The organism is Photobacterium alginatilyticum, from assembly GCF_009910675.1.
Taxonomy (GTDB): domain Bacteria; phylum Pseudomonadota; class Gammaproteobacteria; order Enterobacterales; family Vibrionaceae; genus Photobacterium; species Photobacterium alginatilyticum.
The window spans coordinates 122,707-144,775 of the sequence record NZ_RSEJ01000015.1; the positions used below are offsets into that span (position 1 = coordinate 122,707).

The window sequence follows — 22,069 nt, forward strand, 5'->3', positions numbered from 1 at the left end:
TACCCCAAGTCAATAAAGACAAAAAATGGGACTAGACGACTGGTCTAGTTTGCTTTACTCTTACCGACATGAACGCACAAACGAATGAAACTCGCCAACATATTCTGGATACCGGTTACGCACTTATCGTCGCCAAAGGGTTTTCGAATGTTGGTCTGTCACAGTTGTTAAAGCATGCCGAAGTACCAAAAGGCTCGTTTTATCACTACTTCAAATCCAAAGAGCAGTTTGGTGAAGCCTTGATCCAGGACTACTTTGCCAACTACCTTAAACGGCTTGATACCTTGCTGTTCAGTGGTCATAACGGCACCGCTTATGATCGCCTTATCAGCTACTGGCAGCGTTGGGTAGATGTTGAAGAAGGTGTATGCGGTGCGCAGAAATGCCTGGTAGTCAAACTGACAGCCGAAGTCTCTGATCTGTCCGATCCCATGCGTCTGGCGCTGCTAGAAGGGGCCACGAGTATTATCTCGGCTATCCGCCAGTGTATTGATGACGGTGTGAAAGACGGCTCCATCACCATCAGTGATAGCCAGGAGACCGCCCAGCTACTCTATAACCTATGGATTGGTGCTAGCTTGATGAGAAAGCTCACACAAGATCAAGCAGGCCTGGAGTTGGCGATGAAAACAACCAAAAACCTATTGGCTGGTGAAGCCGCCCGCTAGGTGACTAACGAACTCTAAACCCCGTCAGTATGATGACGGGGATTTTTTTAAATCATCACTAGACGACCGGTCTAATTAGGTAGCTATAGACCAATCAAAAAAGCTGAAATTCAAAAGGAATGTACGATGACAGATACGCAAAATACCAACTCACGTATTGTGTTAGCCTCACGACCAGTCGGTGCCCCGACTCCGGATAACTTCCGTTTGGAAGACATTGAAATACCCGTCCCGGCGGACGGCGAAGTATTGCTTCGCAGTGTATACCTCTCGCTGGATCCCTATATGCGCGGGCGCATGAGCGATGCCAAATCCTACGCCGATCCTGTTGCCGTTGATGATGTCATGGTCGGCGCAACAGTGTGTCAGGTTGTCGAGTCAAACAACCCTGAGTTTGAAATCGGTGAGTGGGTGCTTGCCTACACCGGTTGGCAGAGTTACGGCATCTCCGATGGCGAAGGCCTGCTTAAACTAGGAAAACAACCGACCGCCCCGTCCTATGCATTAGGCATTATGGGCATGCCCGGTTTTACTGCCTACATGGGCTTGCTTGATATCGGCCAGCCAAAGCAAGGTGACACGCTGGTAGTCGCTGCGGCAACCGGCCCGGTAGGTGCTACGGTTGGCCAGATCGGCAAAATTAAAGGTTGCCGGGTGATCGGAGTGGCCGGTGGCGAAGAGAAGTGCCGCTATGCCAAAGAGGTGTTGGGCTTCGACGAGTGTATCGATCACAAGGCGGCGGATTTCGAGCAGCAGCTTCAGGCTGTCTGCGACAAGGGTATCGATGTCTATTTTGAAAATGTCGGCGGCAAGGTCTTCGACGCGGTGCTGCCATTGCTCAACACCGGAGCCCGCGTACCGGTCTGTGGCTTGATCTCCCAGTACAACGCAACTTCGCTGCCAGATGGTCCGGACCGTCTCTCGATGCTGATGGGCACACTGCTGATCAAGCGGATCAAGATGCAAGGATTCATCATTTTTGATGACTACGCACATCGCTACAACGAGTTCGCTCAGGACATGAGCCAGTGGCTAGCCGAAGGAAAAATCCAGTACCGGGAGCATTTGGTGCAAGGGCTTGATAAAGCACCGGAAGCCTTTATCGGCCTGCTGGAAGGCAAGAACTTCGGCAAACTGGTGATCCAGGTCAACCAGCCACTATAAGCAAGGAATAAATCTATGATTAAGCTGCATCATCTCAATAAATCACGTTCGAAACGTATTCTCTGGCTGTTGGAAGAGCTAGGGCTTGACTACAAAGTTGTGCCATATCAGCGCGATAGCGTGACATTTCTGGCACCGCCAGAGCTGAAGACCATCCACCCTCTGGGCAAATCGCCGGTCATTGAAGATGATGGTATGGTGATTGCCGAGTCCGGGGCGATCACTGAATACCTCATCGACAAGCATGCTGCCGGACAATTATCGCCAAAAAAGGGTACGAAGGAATATATCGAGTACTCGCAATGGATGCACTTTGCCGAGAGCTCTGCCATCCTCCCGTTGTTACTGAAACTGTTCATCGACAAAGATGGTTGCGAAACCAACTTCCTCGCCGGTTATGCCGATGCCGAGATCGCCAAGGTCATCAGCTATTTTGACCAGTCACTCGAGGGAAAACGCTACCTGGTGGCCGACAAGCTCACCGGGGCAGACATTATGATGTCCTTTATTGTCGAGATATTAGCGAACAACAACACACTGGGCAGCTTCCCCAACATTGCTGCTTACGCCAAGCAGCTCAGCACCCATGCCGCTTTTCGCAAAGCCGATGACATAGAGGCCAGTCACTAGCACTGCCTTCAGACAACAGAGCGGCCCCGAGTAATCTCGGGGCCGCTTATTTATTTGAGCTAGTTTAACGTTCCTTGCAAATCCCCTGCGCCTATCACTCCACAATCCTGTCTCACTCGCAAATCCTCCTTTTTAAGGCATAAGCCAAAACGTAAATATTCTTATGTCTGCATATTCTTTCTTCAGCTTATAGCCCAGCATTCTATAAACAAATCAATCACTAACCTTTTGTTAATATTCTAATTTATCAGGAGACAAACATGATAAAGGAACTTAAGCTCACCCTTGCTCTGTTGTTTGTTTTATTCAGTGCTTTATTCAGTACTTCTTACAGTAACTATGCCCTTGCGGCAAAAACAGAACTACCGGCCCTGAACGCCCTCCCCGACGCGACCTCTATCTCCGGACTGTCTTCCGGTGCCTTCATGGCAGCCCAGTTTCACGTCGCCTATTCCGAAAAACTGGTCGGGGCCGGAATAGTTGCCGGGGGGCCGTGGAACTGTGCCGGCAACAATCCGTTTAGCAACCCGTTCATTACCCCGATACTGACCGCCACCACGACCTGTATGAATCCCTGTAAAGGCAGTATTGTCGGATGTCCGTCCATGATGTATCCGAGCAGTGGTTTTCTGGTCGATCTCGCCAAGCAAACCGCCCGTATCGGCAAAATTGATCCTGTCGACAACCTGAAAGATGATAAAGTCTATATATTCTCGGGCGCCAGTGACGAAACTGTCGTCACCGGCGTAGTCGATACCACGGCGGAGTTTTACCAGAAACTCGGTGTCGGCGATGACCAGATCCTCTACAACAACCGCGTGGATGCAGGCCATGCCTTTATCACCACAGATCAAAACGATACCCCGTGTAGTAAAACGAAATCACCATATATCAACGATTGCGACATTCCACAGGCCCAGCGTATTCTCAAGCATATCTATGGCACTCAGAAGCCTGCGGCCAAAACACTCACAGGTGAGCTGATTGAATTTGATCAGAGTGCCTTCTTTGACGACCCGCTGACAAGCATGAACGAAACCGCCTTTGTCTATGTGCCGGAAAACTGCCAGAGCGAGCAATGCAAGGTCCACGTTGCCGTGCATGGTTGTGAGCAAGGAGTCTCAGTGATCGGAACCACCTATGTAAAAGAAACCGGGTATCTGGAAGCGGCCGATACCAACAGTACGATTGTGCTCTTCCCCCAGGTTAAAAAATCATCGCTAAACCCCATGAATCCGAAAGGGTGCTGGGACTTCTGGGGCTACAGTACCAATAACTTGCCACCGTATAACTATTACAGCAAAGAAGCGCCACAGATGGTTGCCATCAATAAAATGATTGCCCGCCTGATCAGCCAGCCGGTGAAGCTGACTCAGAACTAACCTTCCTTATATTGAAACGTGGAACACTAAAAAAGCAGTATCGGGCAATCGCTCGGCACTGCTTTTATTCCAGGTCTTCTGACATCTCCCACCCGCCACAACCTGATATGAACAGCCGCTCGAGAAACGGATTGAAACCCGGTTGCAACCTCCAACCAACGACACAAGCGATTGAATCAATTGATATATTGTCGGGTTCAGTAGGCTATTCTCTATCAGGAAAATATAATGAAGCATATTGTTAAACCCCTCATCCTCGCCGCCGCGGCATCGACCTTCTCCATGTCTGCTCTGTCGGCAGAAATCAAAAACGTTATCTTTATGATTGGAGACGGTATGGGGCCGCAGCAGGTCGGACTGTTGGAAACCTATGCCAACAATGCTCCCAACTCCATCTATCAGGGCAATAGCACTGCCCTGTATCAGCTTGCTCTGGAAGGTGTGGTCGGCTCCTCATTAACCCACCCGGATGAGGCCATTGTGGTCGATTCAGCATGCTCGGCCACAATGCTGGCCACCGGCCTAGCTACTGCCTCGGAAGTAATTGGTATCAACGCCAACGGCGACCATGTCGAAACCGTACTACAGAAAGCCAAACGGCTTGGAAAAGCAACCGGACTAGTGTCGGATACCCGCCTGACACACGCCACCCCGGCCTCTTTTGCCGCGCACCAACCACACCGCTCGCTCGAGAACGATATTGCTGCCGATATGCTGGAAACCGGCGCCGATGTGATGCTCTCCGGTGGCCTGCGCCACTGGCTTCCGAAATCAACCAATGACAAAGGGGCGGTTTACAAAGAGCTGGCTACCATTACCCGGGGAGACGTCAAGCTCAAGTCCAAACGCAAAGATGAGCGTAACCTGTTAACGGAAGCGCAAAGCGACGGCTATAGCCTGGTCTTTAACAGGAAGATGCTTGAAAACTCAGAAGGAGATAAGTTACTGGGGCTTTTTGCCAACTCGGGCATGAATGACGGCATAGCCCATAGCAACTCAAAAAACGATCCCGCCCGTACGCAGCCGACGCTCAAGGAGATGACAGAAAAAGCCCTGGCAGTGCTGTCGAAAGACGAGGACGGTTTCTTTCTTATGGTCGAAGGCGGCCAGATTGACTGGGCAGGGCACAGAAACGATGCCGGACGCATGCTACACGAAATGATCAAATTCGACGAAGCCATCGATTCGGTCTATCAATGGGCCAAGGACCGGGATGATACCCTGATCATCGTCACAGCCGATCACGAGACAGGCTCCTTTGGGTTCAGTTATTCGTCAAAAGACATTCCTGCGTCTGAACAACGAAGTGGAAAAGCTTTCCGGAAGCTCGACTACGCCCCGAACTATAATTTTGGCTCGTTTGATATTCTCGACAAACTGTACAACCAGAAGCAAAGCTATTCCGCGATGATCAAGGCGTTTGATGCGCTGGAAGACAGCCAGAAAACACCTGAAAAGCTCGCTGAGATCGTCAATGCCAACAGTGACTTCCCTATCACTGCCGCCCAGGCATCCAACGTCTTGCAGAAAAAGCCGAACCCGTATTACCGCAAAGGCCACAAGCACCTAGCTGCCAAGCAGGTTCCTAAGATCAACGACTTTGATGCTTTCTTCCCATACAACTACCGCGAAAACCTGCTCGCCCGCGAGCAGGCAACAGCACAGCACACCGTATGGGGCACAGGTACTCACACCCATACTCCGGTGAATGTGTTTGCCTGGGGACCACTGGAAGAGATTGTTCCGGTATCAAAAATCATGCACCACTCTGAGCTGGGCGAATACGTGATGAGCAAGGTGAAATAGGCAGCAGACATCACTGGCTATTAGCCAGTGCCAATAAAAATGGCTCTGAGCCAATACTCAGAGCCACTCTAGTTCCGGAAGATCTTTCGCTTATTGCCAGCGCCGGTGTTAAGCCGACGTCAGCTGCACATCAAGCGTTTCAACTGGGAATGTTTCGCTTGGCTCGACAAGCTCATCCTGCGCCAGAACGGTTTGCAGCTCCCATTCATTTTGTTGCTGCGTGCATTTAAGCACCCCGTAACAGGCATCATGGCAATGCTGGAAGGCTTCCCTTGGCGAGTTGCCTTTCAGCAAGCCTGCGGTAAAGACGGCAGATATCAGATCACCGACACCGACCGGCTGCAGCTCGAACGGTAGATGAGGACGCTGGGCAAGAAAACAGCCTTCGCGGGTGGCCAGCATCATGCTGAACTTATCATCTGAAATGCAATACAGGTGCTTAACAAGCACAGCCTTGGGCCCTTTCTCCAAAGCGATATGGCAGGCCGTCACAGCATCAGAAAGAGTATTGATTTCCATTTGCGCAAACTGGCTGAGCTCGAACTGATTTGGCACGATAACATCAGCAATTGGCATTAAGTTATTGACCAAATGTTCCGTAATACCGGGTGCTACAATACACCCTTTATCCGGCGCGCCCATTACAGGGTCGCAAACATAAATCGCAGACGGGTTATGAGCCTTCACTTTTTCGACGGTTCTAACTACCGCCTCGCACTGCTCTGCACTGCCTTGATAACCGGTAAGAATAGCCTCACAACGCGATAATGCATCAATATTATTAAGGCCTTGGACCAGCTCATCGATATCTGACGCCGAAAAGGCTCGTCCAGTCCAACCTTGTTTATATTGGGTATGGTTGGAAAACTGAACTGTATGAATTGGCCATACTTCAAATCCCATTCTTTGCATCGGAAAAACAGCAGAACTATTACCTGCGTGCCCGTATGTCACATGAGATTGAATAGATAAAATGCCGCGCATAATGTTTTCCTTTCTATATACCGAAGTGTCTCGAGAAACTCGTCCCGGCGAGCATGGAGATAGCTCAGGTATTACTAATCTAGAACCAGGCCAAACTGTGTTTTTCAAGAAGAGCTAATATTCAATAACACAATTTAGCAGTATTATTAATTTTATTAATGATGGTTAATGCTAATCGCCATTAATTTCCAACTCGCCATTTATTTCGATATCAATTTTTGAATAGAGCGGCTGTCGGACTTGAATTTATCATACATTTAAACATCATGATAGCGGCCAGAAAAGAGAAAGGAGGATATTTGATTTTATAAACTATAGACGAATTATATTCAAGCAACCTCATGATACTCGTTACAGCGATAATGACTGATCACTCCTGTAAAGATTGGCTATCTTTCTCAGCACAATAATTGTTCAAGTAAGATAACCAATCCAAGATTGAATATAACGACTAATTCATCTTACTTAACCAGTAAAGGCAGGAAGAATACCCAGCATCGCCATAAAGTGGAATACTGCGGTTAATACCCCGAAGCCTATCACCAAGGCAATCATTATCTGGCCACCCGGAGCCCGAAACCCTTCGCGACCATTTGCCAATGCTCTCGACTTTCTGACTAGAAGAGCCGGAATTATACAGGTCCACACTGTAGCGGCAGCGCCGGCATAACCAATCGCGATAACAAAACCAAACGGGAACAGCAGTGACATAACCAAAGGCGGCAGGAAGGTCACCGCCCAGGTTTTGGCACGACCTTGTCTGGTGTCTTCGAACTTGAACAAATCAGCCAGGTAATCAAAAACCCCGAGCCCAACACCGATAAAAGAGGACAGAATGGCCGCCATCGAGAACGCATTGATCGCATTCGCTACTTTTTCGGACTCAATCACAGAGCCCAGCGCGGTCAGTAAAGCATCCACATTACCACCCAGCTCAATCACCGGGCCAAACTGATTTCTTGGCAGGTTGCCAAAAATACTGAATAGCCACAGAAAGTACAGCCCAAGTGCAATCGTGGTGCCGCCCAGAATCGCTTTTTTGGCTTTGCTCTCATCCCCATAATAGGCACGCATTGACGAAACCGAGTGGTGATAACCAAACGACGTCAGCGCAACGGGAAGCATCGCCATTGCGTAAGGCGCATAGTTTGCTTTTTCATTGATGGAATCAAACAGTATAGACATGTCAACTTTGACGGCCAGCCCTGACACACCAAACGCGAAGCTTAAGACCATGAAGATAATGAGTAAAACAGAGATGCGGTCTACAGCACGCGTTGAATGCCATACAAACGCCGAAAATATCAACACAAACAATACTGAGCTGATTTTACTGTCAATGCCCAGCACATCCTGAAGGATAAGACCGGAAGAGGTGATATAGGCATAGAGCAATATTCCCCCGACAAAATACACCATCAGGTTATTGAACATGTTAGCTTTATCGCCAAGCATGTCTTTCGTTACCGTATTGAACGACACTTTTAAGTCGTAATGTTTAAAGGCCTCCAGTAGCATCCATCCCGACACCGTCATGACGACCATAGTCAATGTGATCGCCAGCACCGACCAGATTGTCCATGCCCCCGCACCGGCACTGGGCAAACCGAGCATTCCAGCCCCGACGCAAACACTGGCGATAATGCATGCCCCGCCAATTAACGACGGATGCTTTTCCTTCACTGTATCATTTACCACTAACGACGGACTTTTATCCATAATGCAGTCACTCTTCTAATTTCACGTTATTGGAACCATGAACCTAAACTGTTTTTTTGAGTATGTGTTTAGGAAAAGAGCGCCCATCGGGGCGCTCTTTTAAGGTTGTTATGCTTCTTCCAGTACCTTGACTTCCGGCGTCTTCGTTGCCGGCTTCACAGGCTCAACTTCCTTAAGCCGAGCCGTAAAGTGGCGAAGTACCGGAGGCTCGTAGGTAAACTCCAGTCCTTTCACGTTCGCCGCATTCTTCTTCACCTCTTCAAAGGCCTCGATAATGAAATCCATGTGCGTCTGGGTGTAAGTCGCACGAGGGATCGTCAAACGAAGCAACTCGGCCGGACACGGATGTTGCTTACCCGTCGCAGGATCACGGCCAAGCAGCAATGAACCGATTTCAACCGCTCGGATCCCTGCCACTTTATAAAGCTCACAAGCCAGCGCATGTGCCGGGAACTGCTCGGCAGGAATATGCGGCAACAGCTTGCCCGCATCAACAAATGCAGCGTGACCACCAGCTTGCTGGCAGACAATACCCAGCCCCTCCAGACCGTCGACAAGATACTGAACCTGACCGATACGGTAGGCCAGCCACTCCTGACGCATACCGTCATACAGGCCGACAGCAAGGCGTTCCATTGCACCACCTTCCAGGCCACCGTAGGTAGGGAAACCTTCCTGCACCACACACAACGTCCGGCACTCGGTGTACACGTCCATCATGGATTCATCTTTGAAGCAAAGCAGGCCGCCCATCTGGACCATGGCGTCTTTCTTGGCCGACATCGCAAGGCCATCGGCGTACTTATAGCTCTCGCGGGTGATCTCTTCGATCGTCCAGTCCTGATAGCCTTCTTCACGCTGCTGAATAAAGTAGGCATTCTCCGCATAACGTGCAGAATCCATGATCACCGGAATATCATACTTACGGGCAATGTCATACACGGCTTTTAGGTTCGCGATAGAAACCGGCTGGCCACCTGCGGAGTTACAGGTGATGGTGCTGACGATATAAGGCACGTTGGCCGGCCCCGCTTCGAGGATCGCCTCTTCTAGCTTGACCAGATCAAAGTTCCCCTTGAAATCTGCGTTGACCGCGGTATCAAAGGCTTCTTCGGTGTAGACATTTTTCGCCACACAGCAGTTCACCTGGGTGTGGCCCTGAGTGGTATCAAAGAAGTAGTTTGACAGGGCAACCATCTTGCTGCGATCAAGCCCTTTCTCGACCTCGCGTTTTTTGATCAGAACCGGAATGTAGATCTGCTCGGCACCACGGCCCTGGTGGGTTGGGATTGTTAGCTCATAGCCAAAGATATCTTTCACCGCATCTGCCAGTGCATGGTAGCTGCGACTACCGCTGTAAGCTTCGTCACCACGCAACATAGCCGCCTGCATATCTTGGGTGATGGCACCGGTTCCGCTGTCGGTCAACAGGTCGATAAACACATCTTCACTATCTAGCAAGAACGGGTTCATACCTGCCTTTAATACGGCCTCTTCACGGTAGGCACGGGTTGTACGTTTGACAGGCTCAATAACACGAATGCGGAATGGTTCAGGTAGGTGTTTAAAGTTTTCCATAATAATGCCTTTAATCATGTCGGGTGCTTAACCGCACCTTTTAGGTATGGGGTATAAATATAGCCAGATGCTTTGAAACTCATCTAACGAGCTAACTTCAAGACGAACGAAGACACGCTAAATAAATAACGAACATCAAAATAATGATTTAGTTTGAAATAATAGAAACGGCAGCGTTCTATTATTTACAATATAGATATCTACAGTATCGGAAAGAAATCAGACAGCTTATCGTCTTCAACATACCATGGCGTCAGCAATGGCAGTGATGATACTTTCAATTTAGGGCACACATTCATATTATGCTCTCACATGAAAATACAATTTAATTATCAGACAAATAAATCAAGTGCATTAACACTATTAATTAAAATCACCCTTATTCACGATAAAGTGACATGGGTACAAAATATTAAGTGCTAATATTCGGCGTAATCACGCCAGAAGGACTTACTCAGAAGAAAGACGGAAAGAAAGCTTATGGTCTACGTTATACCAGGCCGATAATATCGGCTGTGAGGGAGATTGCAATTTGAGGTACACGTCCATCTTATGTTCCTATCTGAAAAGCAATATTCGAAATTGATGAGGTCATCATCCTATAGTTAAATTAATAAATATATATTGATGATCAATAAGTGTGATCGGGGCAAATAAAAATTCACCTGTTTTATTCACGACAGAGATACATGACGAAAAAGATAATTGCACCACAATTCATATCAAATACTTATTACTGCAATAAAACCGTCATAAGTCCTTGATTTACTATCGCCGTATTTTAATATCAGGATTTTAAAATGAAACACATTGTTAAACCTCTCATTTTTGCCGCGGTAACCTCTACATTCTCCTTCTCAGCACACTCGGCAGAGATCAAAAACGTCATCCTAATGATTGGTGACGGCATGGGGCCGCAACAGGTCGGCTTATTGGAAACCTACGCCAACAATGCACCTCACTCTATTTACAAGGGCGAAACGACGGCCCTCTTTAAACTCGCCCAAGAGGGCGTTATCGGCTCGTCACTGACCCACCCGGAAGATGCTATCGTGGTCGATTCGGCATGCTCGGCAACGATGCTGGCGACTGGCATTTACACCGGTTCCGAAGTGATAGGCATCGACGCAAACGGCAACCATGTCGAAACCGTGCTTGAAAAAGCCAAGCGCGCCGGCAAGGCAACAGGACTGATTTCCGATACCCGACTGACACACGCGACACCCGCAGCGTTTGCCGCCCACCAGCCACACCGTTCGCTGGAAAATGACATCGCCTCTGATATGCTGGAAACCGGTGTCGATGTCATGTTATCTGGTGGTTTGCGCCACTGGATCCCTAAATCGACGAATGATAAAGGGGCTGTCTATAAAGAGCTGGAAACCCTTACCCAGGGAGGCGTCAAGCTGAAATCCAAACGCAAAGACGACCGTAACCTGCTCACCGAAGCAAAAAGCGACGGCTATAGCCTGGCTTTCAACAAGAAGATGCTTGAAGCCGCCCAAGGCGATAAGCTACTGGGGCTCTTCGCCTACTCGGGCATGAATGACGGCGTTGCCTACACCAACTCGAAAAATGATCCGGACCGCACCCAGCCAACCCTGAAAGAGATGACGAAAAAGGCCCTTGCCTTGCTATCTAAAGACAAGGACGGTTTCTTCCTCATGGTTGAAGGCGGGCAGATAGACTGGGCAGGCCACAGCAACGATGCCGGCACTATGCTGCATGAAATGATCAAGTTTGACGAAGCAGTGGGCTCCGTTTACGAATGGGCCAAAGATCGTGATGATACGCTGATCATCGTCACCGCCGACCATGAAACCGGATCATTCGGCTTTAGCTACTCATCGAACGATCTCCCGGCACCAGAGAAGCGTTCAGGCGAAGCTTTCCAGAAGCGCGATTACGCCCCTAATTTCAACTTCGGCCAATTTGAAATTCTGGATGGCCTCTATAACCAGAAGCTGAGTTACGCCGCCATGTTGGGCGAGTTTGATAAACTGGAACCATCGCAGCAAACGGCGGAAAAGCTGGCTAATATCGTCAATGCCAACAGCAGCTTCCCGATCTCCACGGCACAGGCTGCTAATGTCCTGGCCACCAAGCCAAACCCGTACTTCAAAGACAATCACAAGTACCTCAAGCTGAAAGACATCCCGACAATCAAAGACTTTGATGCCTTCTTCCCGTACAACGACCGGGGTAACCTGCTTGCCCGCGAACAGGCTACGGCTCAAAACACGGTATGGGGCACAGGCACCCATACCCACACGCCAGTCAACGTCTTTGCCTGGGGACCGCTGAAAGAGATAGTCCCGGTGTCGAGAATCATGCACCACTCGGAGTTGGGCGAATACATCAAAGACATCGTGAATTAAACGCACAAGAACATCGCTCCGTCTCTGTTCAAACAGCCTGGGCTAAATGAAGTCAATTACGCCAGGCACCAACAAAAACGGCCCCGAGCAGATGCTCGGGGCCGTTTCCCGTTCCGTCTTTCCCTGTGTTCCAAGCAGAGAGCCAACCAAACTCACAGGCAACTTGGTGACGCCAACGCAATTGTTGGCCTAAATTTCATAGCAAGAACTTTCGCTATACCTTAAACATCCTGACCGTATCACTAAGACGATTCGCCATTGAATCTAGCGATTCCGATGTACGAACATTCTCCTGTACATCTTCCCCTGTGCTGGTCGCAAGATCATTCACATTAACGACATTTTCATTTATCTCAGTAGCAACATTGGATTGCTGCTCCGCAGCTGTTGCAATTTGATTGTTCATGTCTTGTATTTTCTTGATTTCCTGCTGAATCACCTGAAGCGCATTACTCGCATCATCCGATTTACTCAATGTTTGTTTTGCACTATTGGCATTTTCTGTCATCAGGCTTACTGAGCGGGTGGCTTGCTCTTGCAGTGATTCAATCATAGTCTGAATTTCATTAGTACTTTCTTGAGTTTTAGTCGCCAAGGTTCTCACCTCGTCCGCCACGACCGCAAACCCACGACCGTGCTCTCCCGCACGTGCCGCTTCAATCGCTGCATTCAATGCAAGCAGGTTGGTCTGATCAGCAATACCGCGGATAACATCTAAAATCCCTCCGACGCTTTCGGTCTCACTTTGTACATTTACAATGGCTTCTTGAACCTGAACGATATCTGCAACCAGTCGTCCTATTTCGTCATTCATCTGACTGACAACACGCAGTCCTTGATCGGAATTTTGACTTGCATCATTTGATGAACGAGAAGCCTGCATCGCATTTTGTGCCACATCTGTAACGGTTGCAGTCATCTCATTCATTGCAGTCGCCACTTGTTCAAGTTGCATCATTTGCGATTTAGAAGAAGTATCGACTTTGCGAGAAGAGTCGCCAAGTTGTCCCGACACTTCAATAAGTTGTGTTGATGATTGATTAATGTCTGTGATGATGTCTTGAAGCTTATTTGCCATGATAAGCGTCGAACGATATACCCCAATACTGTCACTTCCCGCGGTTGGAATACCCGTCAGATCACCATTGGCAATTCTATCAACCAGCATTTCAATTTCTTTTGGTTCGCCACCAATCGGAACATACATCAACTTTGTGATGAGATAGTAAATTGCTGCAACCCCAAACACGATGAACATTAACCCAGCTATGATGTTGGTTTTCACCGCTGACTGTGATGTGGCGTTAATATCATCCCAATGAGCATAAGCCCAAACCGTCCAGTTCAGCGAGGCTATTTTTGAGGAAACAACATAAAACTCACCTTTTTCAGGTACCACATAGGAGTGTTCACTACGGTTTCTATCTGCATATTGCCGGTAGCTAGGACGTAACTCAAATAAGTCCTTACCAACAAGCTCTGAGTAACTGGAGGCCATCAAAAATCCATCCTCTCTGGCGGCAAACAAATTTAGTTTCTCCTCAGACAGCGCATTAATATAATCTGTAATATCATCTACTTTGAGGCTCATACCAAGAACAGCAACGACCCTCCCACTCAGCTTCAACGGTATGACCATTGCCATAGTGAGGTCCCCTGTTGTAGCCATAAACGGCTTGGTAACCGTTCTCAAGGTACCTGACATTCCCTTTATATACCATTCACGCTGCTTTTGTTTGGCATTAAAATTAGGGATTGGCCCATGATTGGATGCATCAAACGTCGTGCCGTCAGGCAAGCCAACAAATACATTCAGCACGTTCATGTTATCTTTATTACTCACCAATAGGTCCAACGTACGGTCATTAACAATGATGTTTCCCTGGATTATTTCTAGTCCAGCTGCAATACCTTCCAAAGCAACAAAATAGCTATGGACCTTTCCCTCTACGGCTTTTGCTACCAAATAGGATTTATTTGATAAACTATTTCTATAATCACGAGTCGATGATTCGTTAATTTGAGAGTATCCCAATGCAGATAATACCGAGATGATCAATATAATCAGTATTCCAATTGATAGCATCAGTTGGTTTCTTGCACTCACAATTTACTCCAATATTTGTTTATTAATCTTTATTTACTGAAGGTAATCATAGATTTGTCTTATCCAATGATATACGCATCCACAGTATATATTCACTGCCCTCTGGCTGAGGACTCAGACACATTCCCAGCCTTGGGTTTACTGGCTTATAACCTGTACTATTTATTACCGACTTGAGTATTCAACATTAATGCAAACCCTTTTGCTGTTAACGGATATGAATATAAAAACCCCTGAGCCATATCACATTCTACAAGTGATAGATAATCAGCTTGGCTTTGATGCTCAACACCTTCAGCAACGACTCTCAAGCCCAGATTATGAGCCATCTCCACTACAGACTTAACAATGGTTTTGTCATCCGCATTGATGGTGATATTTTTAATAAATGACTTGTCTATTTTTAAAATACTCGCCTGTATTTTTTTAAGATAAGCTAAAGAAGAATACCCCGTACCAAAATCATCAATCGCTATCGTAAAACCGAGCTTTGTCAACGAGGTCAATGTCTCCGAAGTGCTTTCTGGGTGGGTCATCAAGACCGACTCAGTCACTTCCAATTCAATTTGCGATGGTGAAACACCTGCACTTTCAATGATGGCAACCAGTTGGTCATAAAAATCAGGATGCTCTACCTGCTGAATGGAGAGATTGATTGCTAAACGCCCTGCCAGCCTCAACCCACCCAGTTCCCATTGCTTTAATTGACAACACACCTGCCTGATAACCCATTGACCAATTGCAAACATCTGCCCGGACTGTTCTGCAACCGGAATAAACTCAGCAGGAAACACCTCACCCAGTTCAGGGTTTTGCCAACGTAACAGGGCTTCTGCGCCGATCAAACGTCCCGTCTTTACATCCACTTTTGGCTGGTACATTAAATAGAACTGATTTTTGTCCGCCGCTTTTTCAAGTTTGCGAGCAATATTCCATTCTCTATGACGTTTTGTCCCCATCTCTGACTGATATGCACTGTATAAGCTTTTTAATGCCTTTGCATGATACATAGCAATATCAGCACACTGTAAAAGCTGTTCCACAGAATCACCATCAGCAGGATAAGTGGCACTGCCAATGCTCACTCCGATGTTATGTTCATGCCCGTCAATGAAAAAAGGTGCCTGCAAGTTACCTGATAACCGCTCAGCAAGTTCAGAAGCACTGGTTTCTGATGTATGCCTATGTAGAAAGACAAATTCATCCCCGCCAATTCGGGCCAAAATATCACCATTGTTAACCGCCTCTGTAAAACGGCTGGCAACTTCCTTTAGTACAATATCCCCTGAAAGATGACCTCGTGTATCATTGATCTCTTTAAACCGATTTAAGTCAGCAAATAGCACAGAGAAACTCTGCCTGCGCTTTGAAACGAATTCATTAATCAGCTTTTTCAACTCTTCAACAAAATACATCCTGTTCGGAAGGCCTGTTAATGAATCCAGATAGGCAAGGGCGTGAATTTTATTTTGAGCGAGTTTAAGCGCTGTAATATCGACTTTCTCCGCCAAATAGTAAACAGCTTTCCCCTTCTCATCTTTAATGGGGGTTATCACCGCTTCTTCAGTATACTCATGCCCATCTTTATGGGCATTCGTAAACTCACCTTTCCACTCATTGCCTTTCGCAAGCGTCTCGTTCATCTGTTGATACGTGTTTTCTGGTGTTTTCCCTGATTGGAGCACTCTCGGATTTTTCCCCAACACATCGCTAAGTGTATACCCGCTTATTTCTTCAAACTTTTTATTAACGTACAGGATGTTTCTCTGACTATCTGTTATAACAACCGCATTTGCACTCTGATGAACGATGGCATAAAAAAAGTCTGTTTTTTTTTGCAGGTCTTTTAACTTGTTAATTAGTCTTGTTGAGGTGTTCTTATGCAAGCCATCTCCAACGTTAGGTTGTTCATGAGCTGTCAAAGTATTGTCCTTCCATCCCTTGGCATTCATTTTAATCACACTCTTTTTCTTTTTTTATAATTCAACTCATGACAATCAGATAAAACAAGGACACCTGACACGCCCTTCACCTCCAAGTGTTTTTTTAAACCTTAAACTGGGAAACTAGCTCTTTTAACTGCTCTGACAACTGTGCGATTTCACTGGTAGAGGCCCGGGTCTGGTTGGCAGCAACCGCATTCTCTTCAGCGACACGTTTTACGTTTATCACGTTCTCGTTAATATTCTCGGCCACTGAGCTTTGCTGCTCGGATGCGCTGGCAATCTGAATATTCATATCGTTGATCACACCGATAGCATCGGTAATGGCCTGCAATGCATCACCAGCCTCGCTGGCTTGTTTCACACTATATTCCGCTTGCTCTTTCCCTTGATTCATAACGGCAACCGTACTCTGTGTGCCGGCCTGAAGCTGCTCGATAATATTTTGGATTTCCTGGGTAGACTCCTGTGTTCGCAGTGCCAGGGAGCGAACCTCATCAGCCACTACAGCAAAGCCACGTCCTTGCTCGCCTGCACGGGCAGCCTCAATCGCGGCATTGAGCGCCAGCAAGTTAGTCTGGTCAGCGATATCTCGGATTACATCCAGTATTTTGCCGATATTCATAGACTCTTGCTCGACCTCGCCCAGTTTTTCAGAAGACTCATTCACCCTGTCAGCCAACGTATTGATTGTCGAAATTGTCTGCGCAACCACCTGAGCACCGACTCCCGCATCACTGTCTGCTTGGTTGGCAGCCTCGGCAGCTTTAGCGGCATTGTCTGCCACATCATGGACTGTCGTCGCCATTTCATTCATGGCAGTAGCAACCAAATCCGTTTCAGTCTGCTGGTTTTGTATTCCCTGCGTGGACTGCTCTGTCACCACTGCCAGCTCTTCGGATGCTGAAGCCAGCTCTTCGGATGCTGAAGCCAGCTCATCACTAGCACCTGATATCGTCGTCACAATATTTCTCAAATTGGTCGCCGTCCCCTGTATAGATGCCAGTAGCAAGCCAGTTTCATCGCGTCCTTCATGGTTGATTTTGAGAGTTAAGTCACCTTCAGCCAGCTGGTTGGCAGCATCCACGGCCTGGTGAATCGGACGCGTAATCGAAACCGTCAGCAAATAAGCGGCAATAACACCTATAGCAATGGCAGAAACGGATAAAAACAGGCTGAGATTGACACTAGCATCAGTACTTGCTGCCAGTTCAGGCCCCAGCCTGTCTTGCTCAGCCATAACCGACAATTTTACGTCTTCTGCATTTTTCGCGATCTGCGGACCGATCCGGTTCAGTTTGTTTTCAATCAGTTCATTTCTTTCTTCGATAAGCCGGTGTATGTCAACCAGGCCGTTAACATAATCCTGTTGCGCTTTAATAAACTGAGATAATAGATTCCGGCGGGTTGGATTTTGCAGGTGCAGTTTCAGCTCAGTCGCTGCAGCTCCAAGCTTCTTATCTATTACATTGACAGCAATATTGTATTCATCATCACTATTGGAGTTAAGAAATTTAGAAACATACAGGCGTCCAAACAATAATTTTTCCTGGATATGAGAAGCATAGTAGGCAGCCTCAGCATCATTATCATCATAGGCTGACTGGATAATGTCAGCGATGGCCTTTCTCATCACCTCTCCCTGAGGGACAAGCTGCTCATTAACCACACGATTTCGCTGCTCGATCAATGATACCACCTTTGTGAAAGCGCTTTCGTATTCAGATATAAAAGAATTGATATCTTTTATCAATTCCGCTCGCTCTGACTGTTGAATTTCCTTTTTGGCTTCAGCCAGAAAGGTGCTCATCTTTTCAAGATAGACTTCGTATTGGACTAAGTCTTTATCACTCTTTGAGATCAGGTAGTCCTTCACATTCATCCTAACCATCAGCATATTGGCCTGCAAACGACCCGCAAGATTTGTTTCCCTTGCCAGGCTTCGGTATGTGGTGATCCCATTATCTGTTTCCTTAAGAGCCAAAACACTGACTCCGAGCACCACAGACAGCAAAACTAAAACAACTGAAAAACCCAGCCCTATTTTTAAGCCTAACCGCAAATTCTTAAACATATTTCCACCCCATCTCATCCAACGAAGTCGTCTTGACAAAAAATCAACTCTAACTCTCATAGGAAAGCGCTTTCATTATCGTTCTTGTTATATGCATAATATTGATTTAAATCATAACCTCTCCCCTCCCCCCTTAGTTTAGAGTAAAAGCTCTACAATACTCATCTCCAACAAGGTTTTTAACCAAATCATACTTAACCTTCCCTCCCGCAAAGAATAATCCACTAAAAAACACCCAATAATAAAGGAGGATATCGCCATCCTATGCAAATCACACAGCAATACAACACACAAAAGTTAAACTAACCGCGCACATTTAACCCCTCCCGTTAACCCAAAAGTCACAAAAACAGGTTACAGGCAACATCCATTCCAACACGGCAATGTGCCAATAAATCAATAGCATACTTAAGAACAGTCTATTTATTTTCACTGTCTACACGATTATATAAATTTGGTGTTCTACGACTTTAATTGATTCGGACATCAACGCCGTTGATTCCAACTAGTTCTTGATTGCAATAGAAAGCATCTCCTGATAAACCCATGATTTTTCAAGCTTTTGATGTGTTATAGCGTTCCTCTGTAAGTGTGGGTAGTTTTAGGTAAGTGGTAATTCACCATCGTGTTCAGGTTTAGTCAGAAGGGTAAGCCATCCAGCATTGAAGTAACCTCTTCTAGCAATTGTATTATCTACGATTTCTAATAGTTACTGTCTTAGATAAAACTGGGTGTATCAACGCCTTAACTTGCTCAATTCAAAACAAGCAAAAACTCGACACAAATCACATAAGAAAGCGCTTTCAATGAAGGCAGGATTAGCACCTGCTAAGATGCATTGTGGATGCTTCTTCAACAACGCTATAACACAAGGCTAATATAAAAATGCAGTTATCAGTAAAAATGAAACTAATGATACTAATTATACCGATATTAGTTGCACTAATACTCTCGACGGGTACTCAAATTTTGGAGGCCCGCACATTAACTACATCAGCAAATAATATTTCCCATCTCGTCAAACTCTCTACATATAGCAGTCAGTTAGTTCATGAATTGCAAAAAGAGCGTGGATACTCAGCAGGTTTTATAGGTTCAAATGGAAAAAAATTCAGTTCCAAATTAAAACCTCAACAAAATACAACTGACAAATATATCAAAGAGTTACAATCATATTTATACGAAAACGAAGAAGAATTTCGACACTTCAAAAGCATTTGGCAACAATTTCAGTCCATCGATTCACAACTAGAACATCTAAAAACGATTCGTTTAAGTGTTGCATCGCTATCAATTCCAGCAAGCGAAGCTATTGACTATTATACAAATTTGAACAAGCAGCTTATTTCGACATTATCAAATACAGTTCAGACTTCAGAAGTGGCTGTAATAAGTAAATCTTTACAATCTTATTATGATTTTTTACAAGGTAAGGAAAGAGCTGGTATTGAACGTGCGGTTTTGGGAAGTACCTTTAGCTCAGGAAAATTTGGGGATGGGATGTATAGACAGTTCATAGAGCTAGTCAGTGAGCAGGAAAACTATTTCGCTGACTTTAAAATCTATGCCAGTGATAGTCAAATCTCAGAGTTTGAACATATTTCGATGCAACCTGTATCAAAAAAAGTAGAAGGGTTCCGGGCTAAAGCATTTAGCAACAACCTCAACCAAAATGCAAGCAACTGGATTCAGGAGTCAACCAAACGGATTGATTTGCTGAAAGGTCTCGAAGACGTACTCACAGCCGACATTTTGACTCTAACCAACGATATAGCCCGGTCCCGTACCAGAACTCTTTGGCTTTACTTGCTTGTAACCTTTGCCCTAGCCACAGGCGTTTCTATTCTCAGCTATAAGCTGATTACTGACTTAAATAAGCAGGTCTTAAGCTTAACGAACACCATGAAAGAATCTGCAAGCAAAAACTTAACTTACCAAGCTGATATCGTTGCTAACGATGAACTTGGGGCTGTCGCCAACAATCTTAATCATATGCTTAACGAATTCACCAATGCCATTCACATTATCAGTGCCTCGAGTGAACAGCTTGCAACTGCCTCCGAAGAGTCCTCCATTGCGGTTAAAGAAAACGCAAAAAACTTGAAAGATCAGCAAACCGATGTTTTGCACGTGGCCAGTGCCATCGAGCAAATGACAGCGTCAGTACAGGAAGTATCTCAAAATATCAGCAACACTTCTGAAGCAGCAAACTCGGCAAATACACTTGTAAATGAAAGCAGTAAGCTAGTTGATGAATCGACGACTCTGACTCAAGACGTCTCAACCAGTATTGAATCGGTATCTAGAACTATCAACAAGTTGAATGCGAGTAGCCAGGATATCACTCGAGTTGTTGATGTGATAAAAAGCATTGCCGATCAGACGAATCTTTTAGCACTCAATGCCGCTATTGAGGCCGCCCGTGCTGGCGAGCAAGGACGTGGGTTTGCTGTGGTTGCCGATGAAGTACGAACCCTCGCTCAGCGTACGCAGGATTCCACCCAGGAAATTGAGGAAATGATCGCAACATTCCAGCAAGATAGCGAAAGTACCTTCTCACAAATGAGTGAAGCCAAAGGAAGGGTTGATTCAAGTGTCGATAAAGCCAACGAAGTACGGTCAGCGTTGAGCAGTGTTGTCGAAGCCATAAATGCAATTCGCGATATGGCCGCTCAAATTGCCGCAGCAGCAGAAGAGCAGGCTGCCGTAAGTGCTGAGATCGCATCTAAAGCACAAGGCATTAGTAACAGTGCTGAAATGACCGCTGTGGGAGGATCACAAATCGCAACGGCTGCACAAGAACAAACGCAACTTGCGGTGAAATTGCAAAATCTTGCACATCAATTTACCATTAGATAAGATTACGAGATCTAAAAAGGCCCAGAGCAAATGCCCTGGGCCATTTCAAATTCAGTTCTAATCGATGGGTTAAATCAATTAAGCGTGCAGTAACGCCATAGATTCTTTTGCGATAACCCACTCTTCGTTAGTTGGGATTACTTATATACAGCAAGATCTTTTACAAAAGAACACGCACAAAATAACTTTCTTCTTACATACCTGTCATGATGTACACATAACAACCCTATATTCCTAACAAGATCTAACCAAACTTATAGATTGCTTGGTGGTGCAAGCCTAATTACTAGTCCTCCCAGAGAGGTCACTTACTTTCGAATTCATAATCACAGTATGACCGCTGTAATCATTTTGTAACAATTCCTGTGTAACTATAGAGCAGTCTTGTTGCAAGACATACCTAACTTTTAGGTTGTTTTTATTTGATTAGCTTATTAACTTAGTCGTCATTAACGGCTCTCGTTATTTCTAGCTTTTACACAACTACATCCGTTTGTGGAGGATTTAACACGAAAATGAAAGCGCTTTCTATTTTCCGTGTTAAATTGGTTGCGTAAATTCAATTTGATTTCCATAGCCACCATAAGACCTCCTTATATTGGTAGTTTTTGATCAAGCCGTTTTCTTACGGCTTTTTTTTGGTTCTTCGCAGATTAGCGGGAACTGAAAACAAAAACGGTAGTAAGTGATATGGTTTAGTCGCCAAACAAAAACCTACACAAACTACCGTTTTCATGTCGAATAATACTTTCCTATCTTCCTTCTGGGAAGGCTTTC

At 46.1% G+C, this 22,069-nt stretch carries 15 protein-coding genes; 7 read left to right on the forward strand and 8 right to left on the reverse strand.

Annotation, left to right across the window (positions count from 1 at the left end):
- Window positions 1-68: 68 nt before the first annotated feature.
- The 5 genes from EIZ48_RS15095 (at window position 69) to EIZ48_RS15115 (ending at window position 5,650) form a co-directional block, all read left to right on the forward strand.
- Window positions 69-668 carry a TetR/AcrR family transcriptional regulator gene (locus EIZ48_RS15095; RefSeq protein WP_160653018.1) on the forward strand — a complete coding sequence of 200 codons (600 nt, stop codon included), beginning with the start codon at window positions 69-71 and terminating at the stop codon, window positions 666-668.
- A gap of 126 nt (window positions 669-794) precedes the next feature.
- Window positions 795-1,832 carry an NADPH-dependent curcumin/dihydrocurcumin reductase gene (curA, locus tag EIZ48_RS15100; RefSeq protein WP_160653020.1) on the forward strand — a complete coding sequence of 346 codons (1,038 nt, stop codon included), beginning with the start codon at window positions 795-797 and terminating at the stop codon, window positions 1,830-1,832.
- A 15-nt stretch (window positions 1,833-1,847) separates the two neighbouring features.
- Window positions 1,848-2,462 (forward strand): glutathione S-transferase family protein, encoded by a 615-nt coding sequence (locus EIZ48_RS15105; protein ID WP_160653023.1) that lies wholly within the window; start codon window positions 1,848-1,850, stop codon window positions 2,460-2,462.
- A gap of 260 nt (window positions 2,463-2,722) precedes the next feature.
- Window positions 2,723-3,844, forward strand: a complete 1,122-nt coding sequence (locus tag EIZ48_RS15110; RefSeq protein WP_160653026.1) for an extracellular catalytic domain type 2 short-chain-length polyhydroxyalkanoate depolymerase — start codon at window positions 2,723-2,725, stop codon at window positions 3,842-3,844.
- A gap of 228 nt (window positions 3,845-4,072) precedes the next feature.
- Window positions 4,073-5,650, forward strand: a complete 1,578-nt coding sequence (locus EIZ48_RS15115; RefSeq protein WP_160653028.1) for an alkaline phosphatase — start codon at window positions 4,073-4,075, stop codon at window positions 5,648-5,650.
- Between the two features lie 108 nt (window positions 5,651-5,758).
- Here EIZ48_RS15115 and pdxY read toward each other — a convergent pair whose 3' ends face one another.
- The 5 genes from pdxY to tnaC (EIZ48_RS30090) form a co-directional block, all read right to left on the reverse strand.
- Window positions 5,759-6,634 carry a pyridoxal kinase PdxY gene (pdxY, locus tag EIZ48_RS15120; RefSeq protein WP_160653030.1) on the reverse strand — a complete coding sequence of 292 codons (876 nt, stop codon included), beginning with the start codon at window positions 6,632-6,634 and terminating at the stop codon, window positions 5,759-5,761.
- Between the two features lie 465 nt (window positions 6,635-7,099).
- Complete coding sequence (locus EIZ48_RS15125) at window positions 7,100-8,353, reverse strand: aromatic amino acid transporter (RefSeq protein WP_160653033.1); 1,254 nt, start codon at window positions 8,351-8,353, stop codon at window positions 7,100-7,102.
- 108 nt (window positions 8,354-8,461) lie between these two features.
- The gene (tnaA, locus tag EIZ48_RS15130; RefSeq protein WP_160653036.1) at window positions 8,462-9,931 is read right to left on the reverse strand and encodes a tryptophanase; all 1,470 of its coding nucleotides are present in this window, start codon (window positions 9,929-9,931) and stop codon (window positions 8,462-8,464) included.
- 200 nt (window positions 9,932-10,131) lie between these two features.
- Window positions 10,132-10,230, reverse strand: a complete 99-nt coding sequence (tnaC, locus tag EIZ48_RS30085; protein WP_160653039.1) for a tryptophanase leader peptide — start codon at window positions 10,228-10,230, stop codon at window positions 10,132-10,134.
- A gap of 151 nt (window positions 10,231-10,381) precedes the next feature.
- On the reverse strand, window positions 10,382-10,480 hold the full coding sequence (gene tnaC / locus EIZ48_RS30090; protein ID WP_160653042.1) for a tryptophanase leader peptide: 99 nt from the start codon (window positions 10,478-10,480) through the stop codon (window positions 10,382-10,384).
- 251 nt (window positions 10,481-10,731) lie between these two features.
- Between tnaC (EIZ48_RS30090) and EIZ48_RS15145 the strand changes: the two genes are divergently transcribed.
- Window positions 10,732-12,309, forward strand: a complete 1,578-nt coding sequence (locus EIZ48_RS15145; protein ID WP_160653044.1) for an alkaline phosphatase — start codon at window positions 10,732-10,734, stop codon at window positions 12,307-12,309.
- Between the two features lie 214 nt (window positions 12,310-12,523).
- Here EIZ48_RS15145 and EIZ48_RS15150 read toward each other — a convergent pair whose 3' ends face one another.
- The 3 genes from EIZ48_RS15150 to EIZ48_RS15160 all read right to left on the reverse strand — a co-directional run bounded on the left by EIZ48_RS15150 (window position 12,524) and on the right by EIZ48_RS15160 (window position 18,433).
- The gene (locus tag EIZ48_RS15150; protein ID WP_160653047.1) at window positions 12,524-14,416 is read right to left on the reverse strand and encodes a methyl-accepting chemotaxis protein; all 1,893 of its coding nucleotides are present in this window, start codon (window positions 14,414-14,416) and stop codon (window positions 12,524-12,526) included.
- Between the two features lie 158 nt (window positions 14,417-14,574).
- Window positions 14,575-16,368 (reverse strand): sensor domain-containing protein, encoded by a 1,794-nt coding sequence (locus tag EIZ48_RS15155; RefSeq protein WP_240152983.1) that lies wholly within the window; start codon window positions 16,366-16,368, stop codon window positions 14,575-14,577.
- Window positions 16,369-16,462: 94 nt separating this feature from the next.
- Window positions 16,463-18,433 (reverse strand): methyl-accepting chemotaxis protein, encoded by a 1,971-nt coding sequence (locus EIZ48_RS15160; protein ID WP_160653053.1) that lies wholly within the window; start codon window positions 18,431-18,433, stop codon window positions 16,463-16,465.
- Between the two features lie 885 nt (window positions 18,434-19,318).
- On the opposite strand from EIZ48_RS15160, the gene EIZ48_RS15165 reads away from it, so the two are divergent.
- A complete protein-coding gene (locus EIZ48_RS15165; RefSeq protein ID WP_160653055.1) occupies window positions 19,319-21,292 on the forward strand; it encodes a methyl-accepting chemotaxis protein in 1,974 nt (657 codons plus the stop codon).
- Window positions 21,293-22,069 lie beyond the last annotated feature (777 nt).

Coding starts and splice junctions, on each gene's coding strand:
- EIZ48_RS15115 (WP_160653028.1), top strand. CDS start 4,073: ATGAAGCATATTGTTAAACCCCTCATCCTCGCCGCCGCGGCATCGACC.
- EIZ48_RS15160 (WP_160653053.1), bottom strand. CDS start 18,433: ATGTTTAAGAATTTGCGGTTAGGCTTAAAAATAGGGCTGGGTTTTTCA.
- EIZ48_RS15165 (WP_160653055.1), top strand. CDS start 19,319: ATGCAGTTATCAGTAAAAATGAAACTAATGATACTAATTATACCGATA.
- tnaC (WP_160653042.1), bottom strand. CDS start 10,480: ATGGACGTGTACCTCAAATTGCAATCTCCCTCACAGCCGATATTATCG.
- curA (WP_160653020.1), top strand. CDS start 795: ATGACAGATACGCAAAATACCAACTCACGTATTGTGTTAGCCTCACGA.
- tnaA (WP_160653036.1), bottom strand. CDS start 9,931: ATGGAAAACTTTAAACACCTACCTGAACCATTCCGCATTCGTGTTATT.
- EIZ48_RS15125 (WP_160653033.1), bottom strand. CDS start 8,353: ATGGATAAAAGTCCGTCGTTAGTGGTAAATGATACAGTGAAGGAAAAG.
- EIZ48_RS15095 (WP_160653018.1), top strand. CDS start 69: ATGAACGCACAAACGAATGAAACTCGCCAACATATTCTGGATACCGGT.
- EIZ48_RS15105 (WP_160653023.1), top strand. CDS start 1,848: ATGATTAAGCTGCATCATCTCAATAAATCACGTTCGAAACGTATTCTC.
- EIZ48_RS15145 (WP_160653044.1), top strand. CDS start 10,732: ATGAAACACATTGTTAAACCTCTCATTTTTGCCGCGGTAACCTCTACA.
- tnaC (WP_160653039.1), bottom strand. CDS start 10,230: ATGAATGTGTGCCCTAAATTGAAAGTATCATCACTGCCATTGCTGACG.
- EIZ48_RS15110 (WP_160653026.1), top strand. CDS start 2,723: ATGATAAAGGAACTTAAGCTCACCCTTGCTCTGTTGTTTGTTTTATTC.
- pdxY (WP_160653030.1), bottom strand. CDS start 6,634: ATGCGCGGCATTTTATCTATTCAATCTCATGTGACATACGGGCACGCA.
- EIZ48_RS15155 (WP_240152983.1), bottom strand. CDS start 16,368: ATGAATGCCAAGGGATGGAAGGACAATACTTTGACAGCTCATGAACAA.